This window comes from Streptomyces sp. NPDC052301 (genome assembly GCF_044593395.1).
Classification (GTDB): domain Bacteria; phylum Actinomycetota; class Actinomycetes; order Streptomycetales; family Streptomycetaceae; genus Streptomyces.
The window spans coordinates 46,915-59,663 of the sequence record NZ_JBIUBE010000018.1 but is presented as its reverse complement, the minus strand read 5'-3'; the positions used below and the strand labels follow the sequence as shown (position 1 = coordinate 59,663).

Annotated in this window: 12 protein-coding genes; 2 read left to right on the top strand and 10 right to left on the bottom strand. The window is 71.1% G+C overall.

Features of this window, described 5'->3' with window-relative positions:
- Nucleotides 1-10: 10 nt before the first annotated feature.
- From fbaA to ACIHEJ_RS35685, 9 genes are all read right to left on the bottom strand, one after another.
- Nucleotides 11-1,033 carry a class II fructose-bisphosphate aldolase gene (fbaA, locus tag ACIHEJ_RS35725; protein ID WP_400141765.1) on the bottom strand — a complete coding sequence of 341 codons (1,023 nt, stop codon included), beginning with the start codon at nucleotides 1,031-1,033 and terminating at the stop codon, nucleotides 11-13.
- 142 nt (nucleotides 1,034-1,175) lie between these two features.
- On the bottom strand, nucleotides 1,176-1,724 hold the full coding sequence (gene pyrE, locus ACIHEJ_RS35720; RefSeq protein ID WP_067004615.1) for an orotate phosphoribosyltransferase: 549 nt from the start codon (nucleotides 1,722-1,724) through the stop codon (nucleotides 1,176-1,178).
- Between the two features lie 10 nt (nucleotides 1,725-1,734).
- A complete protein-coding gene (locus ACIHEJ_RS35715) occupies nucleotides 1,735-2,523 on the bottom strand; it encodes an aldose 1-epimerase (RefSeq protein ID WP_400141764.1) in 789 nt (262 codons plus the stop codon).
- Between the two features lie 60 nt (nucleotides 2,524-2,583).
- A complete protein-coding gene (locus ACIHEJ_RS35710) occupies nucleotides 2,584-3,420 on the bottom strand; it encodes an SRPBCC domain-containing protein (RefSeq protein WP_400141763.1) in 837 nt (278 codons plus the stop codon).
- Nucleotides 3,421-3,478: 58 nt separating this feature from the next.
- Nucleotides 3,479-5,116, bottom strand: a complete 1,638-nt coding sequence (locus ACIHEJ_RS35705) for a polyamine aminopropyltransferase (protein WP_400141762.1) — start codon at nucleotides 5,114-5,116, stop codon at nucleotides 3,479-3,481.
- An 89-nt stretch (nucleotides 5,117-5,205) separates the two neighbouring features.
- Nucleotides 5,206-5,730, bottom strand: coding sequence for a DUF2617 family protein (locus ACIHEJ_RS35700; protein ID WP_400141761.1), 525 nt, complete (start codon nucleotides 5,728-5,730; stop codon nucleotides 5,206-5,208).
- Nucleotides 5,731-6,535: 805 nt separating this feature from the next.
- Entirely contained in the window at nucleotides 6,536-6,757 is a 222-nt protein-coding gene (locus ACIHEJ_RS35695) for a tyrosine-type recombinase/integrase (RefSeq protein WP_400141760.1), read from the bottom strand.
- Between the two features lie 141 nt (nucleotides 6,758-6,898).
- A complete protein-coding gene (locus ACIHEJ_RS35690) occupies nucleotides 6,899-7,918 on the bottom strand; it encodes an ice-binding family protein (RefSeq protein ID WP_400141835.1) in 1,020 nt (339 codons plus the stop codon).
- A 794-nt stretch (nucleotides 7,919-8,712) separates the two neighbouring features.
- Nucleotides 8,713-8,976, bottom strand: a complete 264-nt coding sequence (locus tag ACIHEJ_RS35685; RefSeq protein WP_400141759.1) for a hypothetical protein — start codon at nucleotides 8,974-8,976, stop codon at nucleotides 8,713-8,715.
- A 619-nt stretch (nucleotides 8,977-9,595) separates the two neighbouring features.
- Here ACIHEJ_RS35685 and ACIHEJ_RS35680 point away from each other — a divergent pair.
- Entirely contained in the window at nucleotides 9,596-10,780 is a 1,185-nt protein-coding gene (locus tag ACIHEJ_RS35680) for a pyridoxal phosphate-dependent aminotransferase (protein ID WP_400141758.1), read from the top strand.
- Between the two features lie 111 nt (nucleotides 10,781-10,891).
- Entirely contained in the window at nucleotides 10,892-12,088 is a 1,197-nt protein-coding gene (locus tag ACIHEJ_RS35675; protein WP_400141757.1) for a mannosyltransferase family protein, read from the top strand.
- 15 nt (nucleotides 12,089-12,103) lie between these two features.
- Here ACIHEJ_RS35675 and ACIHEJ_RS35670 read toward each other — a convergent pair whose 3' ends face one another.
- Nucleotides 12,104-12,634, bottom strand: coding sequence for a YbjN domain-containing protein (locus ACIHEJ_RS35670; RefSeq protein ID WP_400141756.1), 531 nt, complete (start codon nucleotides 12,632-12,634; stop codon nucleotides 12,104-12,106).
- Nucleotides 12,635-12,749 lie beyond the last annotated feature (115 nt).

Sequence of the window (12,749 nt, the reverse complement as noted above, 5' to 3'; positions counted from 1 at the left end):
TGGAAACCGCTTACTTGATCTTGTTGCCCGCCGAGCGCAGGTTCTGCGTGGCCTCGACGACACGCGCGGCCATGCCCGCTTCGGCCAGCTTGCCCCAGGTGCGCGGGTCGTAGGCCTTCTTGTTGCCGACCTCGCCGTCGACCTTCAGGACGCCGTCGTAGTTCTCGAACATGTGGGCGGCGACCGGGCGGGTGAAGGCGTACTGGGTGTCCGTGTCGAGGTTCATCTTCACGACGCCGTTCTCCAGCGCGGTGAGGATCTCCTGCTCGGTGGAGCCGGAGCCGCCGTGGAAGACGAAGTCGAACGGGGAGGCCTTGCCGAACTTGGCGGCGACGCCGTCGTTCAGCTCCTTCAGCAGGTCGGGGCGGAGCACGACGTTGCCCGGCTTGTACACGCCGTGCACGTTGCCGAAGGAGGCGGCCAGCAGGTAGCGGCCCTTCTCGCCCAGGCCGAGGGCCTCGGCGGTGCGGATCGCGTCCTCGACCGTGGTGTAGAGGGAGTCGTTGATCTCGTGGGAGACGCCGTCCTCCTCGCCACCGGTGGGGGTGATCTCCACCTCGAGGATGATCTTGGCGGCGCGGGTGCGCTCCAGCAGCTCCTGGGCGATCTCCAGGTTGTCGGCGAGGGTCTCCGCGGAGCCGTCCCACATGTGGGACTGGAACAGCGGGTTCCGGCCGGCCTTCACGCGCTCCTCGGAGATCGCGATCAGCGGACGTACGTACCCGTCGAGCTTGTCCTTGGGGCAGTGGTCCGTGTGCAGCGCGATGTTGACCGGGTACTTCTCGGCGAGGATGTGCGCGTACTCGGCGAGGGCGACCGCGCCGGTGACCATGTCCTTGCTGTACTGGCCGCCGAGGAACTCGGCACCACCGGTCGAGATCTGGACGATGCCGTCGCTCTCCGCCTCCGCGAAGCCGCGCAGCGCCGCGTTCAGGGTCTGGCTCGAGGTGACGTTGATGGCCGGGTAGGCGAACTTGCCTGCCTTCGCCCGGTCGAGCATCTCGTTGTAGACCTCGGGGGTTGCGATGGGCATCTGTCCGCTCCTTGTGTTGCGGGTTGGCTTGGTGCGTTACGGCCCTGACCTAGACCTGGGGGGCGACGTCATCGTCGCCCCCATCTTTCCAGACATGGACCGCTGGTCCATGCGTCGGTCAAGTCCAGGTCAATCCGCGTCGTCAGTCCAGACCCAGTTCATCCTTCGAGAAGGCGAACCGGTACGGAACGCCCGCACCGGCCTCGATCTTCTCGGCGGCACCGGTCGCCCGGTCCACGATGGTCGCGACGGCGACGACCTCCGCGCCGGCCTCGCGCACGGCTTCCACGGCGGTCAGCGGGGAGCCACCGGTGGTGGAGGTGTCCTCGACGACGAGCACGCGCCGGCCCGTGATGTCGGGACCCTCCACCCGCCGCTGCAGGCCGTGCGCCTTGGCGGCCTTGCGGACGACGAACGCGTCGAGCTTCCTCCCGCGCGCGGCGGCGGCGTGCAGCATGGCCGCGGCGACCGGGTCGGCGCCCATGGTGAGCCCGCCCACCGCGTCGAACTCCAGGTCGGCCGTCAGGTCGAGGAGCACCTGGCCGACCAGCGGGGCGGCCTCGCCGTCGAGGGTGATGCGGCGCAGGTCGACGTAGTAGTCGGCCTCCAGACCCGACGACAGGGTCACCTTGCCGTGCACCACGGCCTTGTCCTTGATCTGCTGCAGCAGCGCGCCGCGAACGTCCGTCATGCCGACCAGCTTAAAGGCGCCGCCATGTCCAGGTCGTCGTCGCCTCCAGCGGTTCCAGCGGGGTGACCAGGCGCGGGAGGGTGTTCAGCCCGTTCGGGGGACCCGTCTGCGGCTCGACGCACACGGCCTCGGCCTGCTCGTCGTAGACGACCACCCACTCCTCGCGGCTGGTCACCTTCAGCTCCAGCTGCTCCGGCCAGGTGAGGGTGACGTCGACGCCGTCGGGCATGCCGAAGCAGTCGTCCCAGGGGCCGGGCTTCGGGTCGATGCGGTTGCCGGTGGGCAGGTGGTCGGCGCCGCGCTCCTCCTGCCAGGCGGGCGTGAAGTCGACCGTCGCGTCCTGGCCGCCGAGGTTCCGGTTGAACCACGGGTGCCAGCCGATCTGCGCCGGGAAGGAGTCGTCCCACGCCTCGACGGACATCGTCAGCGTCAGGCTGTCCTCGGTGAGCGTGACGACGTGGGTGACCCGGCCGCGGTGCGGCCAGGGGTCGACCAGGTCGTACGTGATCACCGCCTCGCTCTCCGAGGAGCGCGCGACGCGCCAGGCGCCGTCACGGGCGGTGCCGTGGATGGCGTGAGGCGGGGAGTTCAGCGGCATCCGGCGGACGGTGCCGCCGTCGAGGAAGCGGCCCTCCCGGATCCGGCCGCACCAGGGGACCATCGGAAAGCAGCCGAACCGCGGGCCTTGCCTGAGCAGTTCGAGGGAACCGACCCGGACTCCACCGATGCGGCCGCCGTTGGCGGGGGTGAGGCGTACTTCCGCTTCGCCTGCGGTCAGCGTGATGTCTTCGTTGCTCACGGGACGACAGTACTGGGGCAGGATCGGTCGGCACTTCGGGCGCGGGCGCCCGGGGCGCGCTCAGCGGCGTTTGCGCAGGGCCCTGCCGACGACGATCGCGGACGCCACCACCAGGGCCGCGGCCGGCGCCGCCCAGCGCAGGGCCGAGGTCGCCGTCACCGTCTGGGGTGCCGGGACGGGGGCGTAGCGGCCCCGTGGGGGCGCGTGGTCGACCTCCTCCGCGCTGCGGCCGATCATGGTCCGGCGGGCGTGCGCGGCCTCGGCGGGTGGCTCGCCGGTGTCGGCGAAGCTCTCGGCGGAGCCGTCGGCGGCCGACGCGCCGGCGCTGCCCTGCCCGTCCTGGCGGTCCTCGTCGGCGCCCGGATCCAGGGACGGCGGGGGGACGTCGGTGTCGAAGACGGAGACGTGGTCATCGCCCGCGTCCGCGTCCTCATGCGTGTCCACGTCCTCATGGGTGCCCGCGCGCTCCGCCCCCGCTCGGGCCTCGCCCAGCCCCTCCAGGAAGCGGTTCAGCAGCCTCGTCGCCGCCGAGGTCACGGCCTCCGCGGGCAGCTCCGTGATCCGGCCGTCCGCGTCCGCCGTGCCCTCGGCCGTGACCCTCGTACCGCCCTCGGTCTCGGTGAGGCGCAGGGTGAGGGCGAGCTTCACGGCGCCGGTGCCACGGGCCTCGGTGGCGTCGCCCTCGACCGCGTACGTGCCGTCGTCGCGGGGCGTGACCCGCAGCGCTCCCCGGTAGGTGACGGAGTGTCCGCCGACACGCAGCTTCAGCCGCCCGGCGACGGGTTCGGCACCGGCGTCCTGCTGCAGGCCGGGGATCGCGCGGGCGACGCGCGCGGGGTCGGCGAGGGCCGCCCCGAGTCGCTCGGCGGGAACCGGAACGAAGACCTGGTGCTCCATGTCCGCTGAGCCTACCCAGGAGTGGCCGGAACGTACCCCCGCGTGAACGGGTCCGTGGTCAGTACCGGGGATGCGCCAGCGTCGAGGGGGCCAGCCCCCCGACCCGCGTCCGCCGCGCCGCCCTCCCGTCCGCCGACAGCTCCGCCTGCGTCAGGGTGAGCGGGTGCCAGGTGTCCAGGCGCAGCGGGGGCGGGGTGCGGCCGCGAGCCGCCAGCAGGAACCCCCAGTCGTGCGGGGCCCCGGAGGCGCCCACCAAGCGGTCGGGGCCTGCCGGGAAGCCGGAGTCCTGGCCGAGGACCCGGTAGGGGGAGACGGAGAAGCCGGCCGCGCGGAGGGTCGCGGCCACCGTCCAGAAGACGCGGCGGCGCGTGGCGAGCCGGCCCGCGTGCACCACCAGCCGGCCGCCGGGGGCGAGGGTGCGACGGGCCAGGCCGTAGAACTCCTGCGAGTACAGCTTGGTGCTGGCGGTGATGCCGGGGTCGGGCAGGTCGGCGATCACGACGTCGTACGCGGAGGCGGGCGCTCCGCGCAGCCGGCCGAAGGCGTCCGCGGTGATGACGTGGACGCGGGGGTCGGCGTAGGCGTGGCCGTTGGCGGCGGCCAGGCCGGAGTCGTGGCGGGCGAGGCGGACCAGGCCGGGGTCGAGTTCGACGATGTCGACGCGGCGCACCCCGCGGTGGCGCAGCACCTCGCGGGCGGCCAGGCCGTCGCCGCCGCCGAGGATCAGCACGCGCGCGTGGGGACCGCCGGACAGGGCGGGGTGGACCAGGGCCTCGTGATAGCGGTGTTCGTCCTGGCCGCCGACGCGGAGACGGCCGTCGAGGTACAGGTCGAGGGGCTTGCCGTGGGTGCCGCCGGTCAGGACGACCTCCTGCACGTCGGTCTGTACGGCGACCCGGACGTCGTCGCCGTACACGGCGCGCCGGGCGGCCCGTTCGAAGTCGTCGGCGAGGGCGGCGGCGGAGGCGAGGACGCCGAGGACGGTGAGACCGACGAGGAGCAGGGTCCAGCGGGCCCGGCGGGTGAGGTCGCGGCGGAAGAGGCCCAGCACCAGGGCTCCGCCCGCGACCACGTTGACCGTGCCGGTCAGCAGGGCGCCCGTCAACTGCCCGAAGAACGGCAGGAGAAGGAAGGGGAAGGCCAGGCCGCCGACCAGTGCGCCGACGTAGTCGGCCGCGAACAGGTCGGCCACCGCGCCGCCCGCGTCCTGCCGGCGGATGCGCTGGATCAGCTCCATCAGCAGCGGGACCTCGGCGCCGATGAGCAGTCCGATGGCGAGCGAGAAGGCGACCAGCAGGCAGCGCGGGCCCTCGGACCACATCCCGCCCCAGCCGCCGGTCCAGGCGAACACGGCGTACAGCGCCATCGCGCTGCACCCGCCGACCAGCGCGAGGGCGGTCTCGATCGCGCCGAACCCGGCGGCGGCGTGCCAGCGCAGCCGCTTGGCGCCGAGCGAGCCGATGCCCATGGCGAACACCATCACGGACAGCACGACGGAGGACTGGGTGACCGAATCGCCGATCAAGTACGAGGCGAACGCGACCAGTTCGAGCTCGTACACGAGTCCGCAGGCCGCGCAGACGAAGACGCACACGAGGACCAGGAACCGCCCGGTGCCGGGCCTGACCGGCAGCCGTGCGGGAGCTGTCCAGGACGGCGGGCAGCCCGGGGGCGCGGGGGCGTGCTGTTCGATCACTCTGAGACGTTACGTCACACGCTCGGCACGCTTCGTCACCCACACGTGTGGAGCTGCGGGCAGTTGACGCATGCCGGGTTTATGGCGCACTAACCCGGTTGTGCCGTCTGCCTGCGCGCCCCGACCCGGGTCCGGGTGGCCACCAACTGCCCGTCCTGCGGGTACGCGTGCCAGGTGCGCCAGTGCACCTGGCCCTCGTGCCGCTGTGCCAGCATCGCGGTGAACGCGTGCGGGCTGCCGGGGAAGACACCGGCCAGACCGTGCGGATGGTCGGAGACGAGGTCAAGCAACTCCTGGGCGCGGCCCGCGAAGGAGCCGGGGGTGAGGACCTCGACGCGGGCGGCGAACTCGTACTCCCAGTCACCGACGCGCTTGGCGACGCCGAGGGGCAGCGGGGTGCTGGAGCCGGGGATGCAGGCGACCGTCTCCGAACAACTGCCGCACTCCTCCTCCAGAAGCACCTGGTGGGACGCACCGAGCAGTCTCAACTGCAGTTTCGCTCCGGCGAGTTCCAGATCCAGGGTGGCCAGCGCGGGCAGCGGCTCGCGCCCCAGTGTCCAGGCGAGGTCGGCAGCGCGCGTATCGGTGTAGGAGGTGTTCAGGGTCGTGAGCATGGATCGGCTCCGCTAACACGCGATGAGGGGGAGATCGGCCATGTCAGCCCGGTCGGCCCGGCCGGGGGGGCTCTGGGAGGACGTCCGAGGGGCTGCTCGGCGATTTAGAGGGAATCATGGACAGAGGCACCGCCACAGCGTTTTTACCCAACTTCGTGGGCTTTCCATCCCTCAGAGGGCTCCACAGTTCAACTGTTCAACCATGGTGTGCGCCGGGCGCGCTCGCCCCGTGGCCAGGCACCCGCCGGAGCCTTCGCCGACGGGCGCCCCTGGTGCGGCCTCGGACACGGTTCCCCCGGAGGCGCGGTTGCCCCCGTGTCAGCTGCCTCCCCCGCATCCTCCCCCGCCGCACGACGAACCCCCGCCGCACGAGGACCCGCCCCCGCAGGAGGACCCGCCCCCGCAGGAGTGCCCTCCGCACGAGTGACCCCCGTGGTGACCGCCGTGGTGACCACCGGACGACGATCCGGCGTCCCCCGCGCCGGCCCACCAGCTGCCGCTGCCGTCGTACGAGGACGACGAGGACGACGACGAGGACCGCGAGCGCACCGGCCGCTTGCCGTTCCCCGACCTGTTCGCCGCGGACACGAGGAGCCGCACCCCCACGATCGCGGCCACCACCACGACGACGACGATGATGCCCATGGGCGTCACCTTCTTTCCGTTCCCCCGAAGCGACCCTGCTGGGCCGCGATGACCGGGGGATGCCCAGCCGTCCCGGCCGCCAAAGCAGAGTTGAGGAACTTCTGAGGGACCCTCAGTAGAGACATCCTCTGACCTGCGCAGAAGGGCAGATCAGGGGCCGTCAGGGTCTCACTGGACCGTCTCTGGGCCGTGATGTTCCTGCGAGGCACGCCGCAACAGTGTCGATGGCACGCCGGGCACGCTCGCGGCTTTCGGGCATCAGGTGGGCGTACACCCGTGGCGTCAACGCCGGGTCGGCATGCCCCATGTACTCGCTGACGGCCTTGATGTTCTCGCCGGCGTCCAACAGCGCGGAAGCGTAGAAGTGCCGGAGGGCGTGCATCCCGTGCTCGCGCGCCGACTCGTACTTGCCGTCACCGTCCGCTTCCGGGATGAGGCCCGCGGCCGCGAGAGCGGGCAGCCAACAGCACTGGCCCCGACGTAACCGCGCCGGGGCCAGAACCGCAACGTTTCCAGTGATCTTCTAGCCCTTGGGGCCGTGGCCCTTGTCGCCATTGCCCTCGTGGCCGGGTTTGGACGGCTTGGGATGCTTGGACGGCTTGGGAGTCTTGGACGGCTTGGGAGGCTTGGACGGCTTGGGAGGCTTGGACGGCTTGGGAGGCTTGGACGACCCGGCAGGCCCAGAGGGTCCAGGAGGCCCGGACGGCCCGGCAGGCCCAGAGGGTCCAGGAGGCCCGGACGGCCCGGCAGGCCCGGACGGCCCGGCAGGCCCAGAAGGTCCAGGAGGCCCGGACGGCCCGGCAGGCCCGGACGGCCCGGCAGGCCCGGACGGCCCGGCAGGCCCAGAGGGTCCAGGAGGCCCGGACGGCCCGGGCGGCCCCGTCATGCAGACCGCCCTCGTGATCACGTTACTCTGCAACGTGACCGCAGCATTACGCGCCAGCGCCCGACCCTCGATCGCAGCGTTGGTATTCACCGTGACGGACGTCAGGGCCAGGATGTTGCCCTTGAAGAAGGAGTTCGTGCCCAGGGTGGCTGAGCTCCCCACCTGCCAGAACACGTTGCAGGCCTGCGCTCCGTTGACGAGCAGGACATTGCTCCCCGGAGCCGTGATGAGAGTGGAGCCGATCTGGAAGATGAAAACGGCGTTGGGGTCACCCTGGGCGTCAAGAGTGACCGTCCCCGTGAGATTCAGCGACGACGAGGCTTTGTAGACGCCCGGCGTCAGCGTGAGTCCGCCGATGTTGCCCGGGGAGGTCAGGTTGACGGTCGGTGCTCTGCCGGCCGCGTCGTTGTAGGCAACGGTCAGGTCGGACTGGGCCTGAGCGGCGGCAGCATCGGCGACGTGCTTGACTCCGTTCACGATTCCGGGCGGAAAGCCCGTCACCGAGGACCCAGGGCTGACTCCCAGGTCGCCGTTGACAACCGTCGGGCCCGTATTCGTGACCGTTGAACCGGCCAGGACCGCGTAACTCGTGGCGGTTCCCAATCCCACCGGGGCCTCAGCCGCGCTCGCAAGTTGCGAGATCAAAGTGAGCGACATCAGCAGCGCAACCGCGGCCATCATGACGACAGTCGCTCTGGATCTCCACTTTCGTCGCCTACCAGGAGGGGCGGAAGGGATGACATCCACTGCCATGCACCAGTCCTTTCTTGTCACCGTTGACCGCAGTCACCACGCCTCCGAGCGCTCGGGGCAGCTCGGTCAGGTGGTTGACCACCGAGCTCGCAACACATCTCGCAGAATCGTGACATACCGTCACTTGCCTGCATAAATTACGCCTATACATACACAAAGGGGCGGATTGAGGCCGAAAGTGTTGCGATGGCGTGGCGTCGTCCTGCCGACGGGGAAGCCCAACGGATTACCCGGGCCATCGACTCAGCACGAGTGCATTGACGCTCATGGGTCCTGCTCTCCCTCGCAGAGGGACTATGAGGATCTCGCCAGGACGCAAGCTGTTGGGATAAGCCATGCGGCCTGATCACACTCATCATGAGCGGCATGCAGAGTGTCCAAGTAGGAGCAAGAAGCGGCAATACATGGGGATCGCCCGGTAGTGCGTCGGTCTGCCTCTTCGCGCTGGGAAGCCTTGACGCGGGGATTTACGGTGCCGAGCTGATCACGGATGGGGACCGCTGGGTCGCCATGCCCGTCTCCGGGTTGTCCGAGGGCAGCCGACGATGACGGACGACGAGGCTTTCCGCCTGGTCGGAGATGGCGTTTGGATTCCACCGAAGGTGTCCGTCCGCGAAGCTGTTGAGGAAATTCTGAGGGTCAACGCATGGAAGCCCCTGATCTGCCCTTCTAGCTGTCACGGTGACTTCCCTTTCACATCAGGTAAGTTGGAGTTGGTTGGTGATGACGCGGGTCATGTCGGCGGGCAGGCCGAGGCGGGCCGAGAGGGTGTCGGCGGGCATCGGGGATCCGGTGGAGGCCTGGTGGGCTTCGGCGAGCTTGCGGGCGTGGTCGAGCAGCGCGGCCGGGACGACCGGGCCAGGAGCCGCGGGCTTCGCGGGGGGCGGTTCCGGCGCGGCAGCCAGTTCGGGAGCTGGCGTGCGCGTGGGTTCGTCGGTGCTGTGCACTTCGACTTCCGGCACGGCCGGTTCCTCGGCCTCCGACACGGCCGGCCCGGGGGCCGGGGCGGCACCGCCGTAGCGGCGGACACCTCGGGCGGAGATCCAAGATCACCATTTGGCTCGTGAGGTCATCCGGGACCTGATCCAGCTTTCAGGCTCCCGGGTACCTGAGGCCCTGCGTGACCTCGCCGAGCGAAGCGCTGTCCTTTAGGCCGACCTGTTACAGGTTTCTCTACCTCATCAAGGCTCGCTTCGCTCGACCGTCCGGCGGCCAACGGCGCTCATCGATCATCGCCAACCCGACCGCCGCACACTTCGCCCCAGCACATCAACGGCCGCTCCCGGCCCGCATGCCACCGCCACTACCAGATGCGCGGGCGTTCGAACGGCCCGCCGATCCCACACCAGGCCACCGGCCGGACGGCGGGCGCAGCCATGAGGAGGGGGAACCCCGTCATGGCTGGGGCGGGCGAACGGCCCCGTCGGCTGGGCCGTCTGTGGGCCGTCCGAGGCGGACCAGCGCCGACAGACGACGACAGTCGACGACGGATCTGCCCCTGCTCAGAGATGGTGCGTTTAGGGCTGTCGCAGGTGCTCATCCACGAAGGTGAGTTGAGGATCCCCGGAGCTTGGGCGGAGGATGGCCGGCATGACCTCCACCGCGCGCCCCCACCTCAACCGTCGGCTCGCCGAGTTCGGGACGACGATCTTCGCCGAGATGTCCGCACTCGCCCTGGCCACCGGGTCGATCAACCTGGGCCAGGGCTTCCCGGACACCGACGGCCCGGAGGAGGTCCGGGAGGCGGCCGTACGGGCGCTGCGGGACGGCCGCGGCAACCAGTACCCGCCGGGCCCCGGCATCCCCGAGCTGCGCACCGCGGTCGCCGCGCACCAGCTGCGCCGCTACGGCCTCGCGTACGACCCGGACACCGAGGTGCTGGTGACGGCGGGCGCGACGGAGGCCATCGCGGCGGCGCTGCTGGCGCTGGTCGAGCCGGGCGACGAGGTGGTGGCGCTGGAGCCGTACTACGACTCCTACGCGGCGAGCATCGCCCTGGCGGGCGGCACGCGCGTGCCGGTGACCCTCCGGCCGCACGACGGCAGCTTCCGCCTCGACCTCGACGAGCTGCGCGCCGCGGTCACCGACCGCACCCGCCTGCTGCTGATCAACACGCCGCACAACCCGACCGGAACGGTCCTCACGCGCGCGGAGCTCGCCGCGATCGCCGAGCTGGCCGTGGAGCGGGATCTGCTGGTGGTGACGGACGAGGTGTACGAGCACCTCGTCTTCGGCGACGCCGAGCACGTGCCGCTCGCCACCTTCCCCGGGATGCGCGAGCGCACGGTGAGCATCGGCTCCGCCGGGAAGACGTTCTCCTTCACCGGCTGGAAGGTCGGCTGGGTGACGGCCGCGCGCGAGCTGGTCACCGCGGTCCGCTCGGTGAAGCAGTTCCTGACGTACGTCTCCTCGGGCCCCTTCCAGTACGCGGTCGCCGAGGCACTCGCCCTGCCGGACTCCTACTTCGACGACTTCCGCACGGACATGCTGGCCAAGCGGGACCTGCTCTCGGCGGGGCTGGCGGACGCCGGCTTCCGGGTCTTCCGCCCCGCCGGCACCTACTTCGTCACCACCGACATCAGCCCCCTCGGCGAGAAGGACGGCTTCGCCTTCTGCCGCGCCCTGCCCGAGCGCGCGGGCGTTGTCGCCATCCCCAACGCCGTCTTCTACGACCACCGGGAGGCGGGCGCACCGTTCGTACGGTTCGCGTTCTGCAAGCGGGAGGAGGTCCTGCGGGAGGCGGCGGAGAGGCTGCGGGCGATGTAGGCGCCCCGGCTCCCCGACCGCACCCTCACGTACGCGACACAGGTGAACCCGTGCCGCACTCGGCCGTCGCCTGCTCGCATCGGCGGCCCACCCCTTGCAGGGTGCGGAGGTGTGACCACCCACGCCAGCACCGTCCTCGCCCCGCCCGTCGCCACACCCCAGTCGGCGCCCCAGGAGCGCACCGGCCCGTCGCTGCTCCGCGCGAGCGGGCTCGCCGTGAGCCTGTTCCTGGGCGCCCGGCTCGCCGGGGTGGCCGTGCTCGCCCTCGTCGCCCCGGCCGTCGGCCGGCATCCCCTCGCGCTGCTCGGCCGGTCCTGGGACTCGGTCTGGTACCTGGGGATCGCCGCGCACGGCTACGGCCACGACCTGCCCTCCCACGCCCCGGGCGAGCACAGCGATCTCGCGTTCTTCCCGCTGTACCCGGCGCTGGTGCGGCTGGTGACCGCGCTGACCCCGCTCGGCGGGGGCGCCGCCGGGCTGCTGGTGTCCTGGACCGCGGCCGCCGTCGCCGCCGCCGGGATCCACGCCGTCGGCGCCCGGCTGCACGGGCGGGCGACCGGTGTCGCGCTGGTGGTGCTGTGGGGGCTGCTGCCGCACTCGGTGGTGCTGTCGATGGCGTACACCGAGCCGCTGCTGACCGCGTTCGCGGCCTGGTCGCTGTACGCGGTGCTGGCAGGGTCGTGGCTGTGGGCGGGCGCGCTGGCGGCGCTCGCGGGGCTGTCCCGGCCGAACGGCTTCGCGGTCGCCGCCGCCGTGCTGGCCGCGGCCGGCGTCGAGGTGTGGCGTGGGCGCGGCCGGGTTTCCCACAGGCTGTGGACGGGCGCGGCGCTCGCCCCGCTGGGCTGGAGCGCGTACGTGCTGTGGGTGGGCCTGCGCAAGCGGAACCTGCTGGACGGCTACTTCGAGGTGCAGCGGCAGTGGGGGTCGCGGTTCGACCTCGGGCGCGGCTCGTGGAAGTTCGTGCGCGGGCTGCTGCTGACCGGCCACCGCATGGTGTTCCCGATGGCGCTGGTCATCGTCGCGGCGGGCGTGCTGCTGTACGTGCTGCTGCTCCTGGATCGGGCCCCGCTGCCGCTGGTCGTGCACAGCGGGGTGCTGCTGCTGATCGCGCTCGGCGGGTCGGGCTACTTCGAGTCCAAGCCGCGGTTCCTGCTGCCGGCGTTCCCGTTGCTGCTGCCGCTCGCCGGGGCGCTGGTGCGGACGGCGAGAGCCCGGCCCTGGCACGCGACGGTGATCGTCGCGGCCCTGGCCGGGCTCAGCTATCTCTACGGCGCGTACCTGCTGGTGTTCGCGCGTACGCCGCTGTAGGTACCGCGGCGGGGGTTACTCGCCCTCGTCCTCGGGCTTGTCCGCTTCGTTGACCTCCTGCTCCAGGCCGAGCTGCTCGACCAGCCACCGGTCGAACTCGATCGCGGCCCGCACCCAGCTGACCGTCGAGGAGACGAAGTGGTTGATGTCGACGCCCGTGCCGATCAGCATCTGGGCCTCGCCGATCAGACGGACGGTGCCGTCGTCGTGGGTGTGGGTGTACACCTTGGGCCACAGGGTGCGGCGGTTCCAGTCGTCGACGGACTCCAGCAGCGCCGTCTTCTCGTCGATCTTGTGGGGGCGGTCGTAGAAGGTCCGCACCGAGAAGACCGCCTGCTCGGCCTCCCCGCGGAACATGAAGTACGTGCGGAACTGCTCCCACGGCGCCGCGAGGTCACCCTCCTCGTCGACGACGTACTTCAGCTCCATCTGGTCGAGGAGCTGCTTCACGAGATCCTGATCCGGGACGACGGGGCCCGCCGGTCCTTGGGGCTGCGGTTCGGGCTGGCCCCCGAAGTTCGGAATCGAGGACGGGTCGATGCTCACCGTGTTTTTCCCTTCATGCGGATTCCGCCATCCTCCCCCAGAGGGGGCGGGGGATGGCAACCCCGCGCCGACAGTCAGCCCAGGGCGGAAAGAGGGGCCGGGAGCCGCTGTTCAG

Bases quoted from the DNA above. Each gene is read 5' to 3' on its own strand.
- fbaA (WP_400141765.1), bottom strand. From the start codon at position 1,033: ATGCCCATCGCAACCCCCGAGGTCTACAACGAGATGCTCGACCGGGCG.
- pyrE (WP_067004615.1), bottom strand. From the start codon at position 1,724: ATGACGGACGTTCGCGGCGCGCTGCTGCAGCAGATCAAGGACAAGGCC.
- ACIHEJ_RS35710 (WP_400141763.1), bottom strand. From the start codon at position 3,420: ATGGAGCACCAGGTCTTCGTTCCGGTTCCCGCCGAGCGACTCGGGGCG.
- ACIHEJ_RS35700 (WP_400141761.1), bottom strand. From the start codon at position 5,730: ATGCTCACGACCCTGAACACCTCCTACACCGATACGCGCGCTGCCGAC.
- ACIHEJ_RS35695 (WP_400141760.1), bottom strand. From the start codon at position 6,757: ATGCACGCCCTCCGGCACTTCTACGCTTCCGCGCTGTTGGACGCCGGC.
- ACIHEJ_RS35690 (WP_400141835.1), bottom strand. From the start codon at position 7,918: ATGTCGCTCACTTTGATCTCGCAACTTGCGAGCGCGGCTGAGGCCCCG.
- ACIHEJ_RS35680 (WP_400141758.1), top strand. From the start codon at position 9,596: ATGGCCGGCATGACCTCCACCGCGCGCCCCCACCTCAACCGTCGGCTC.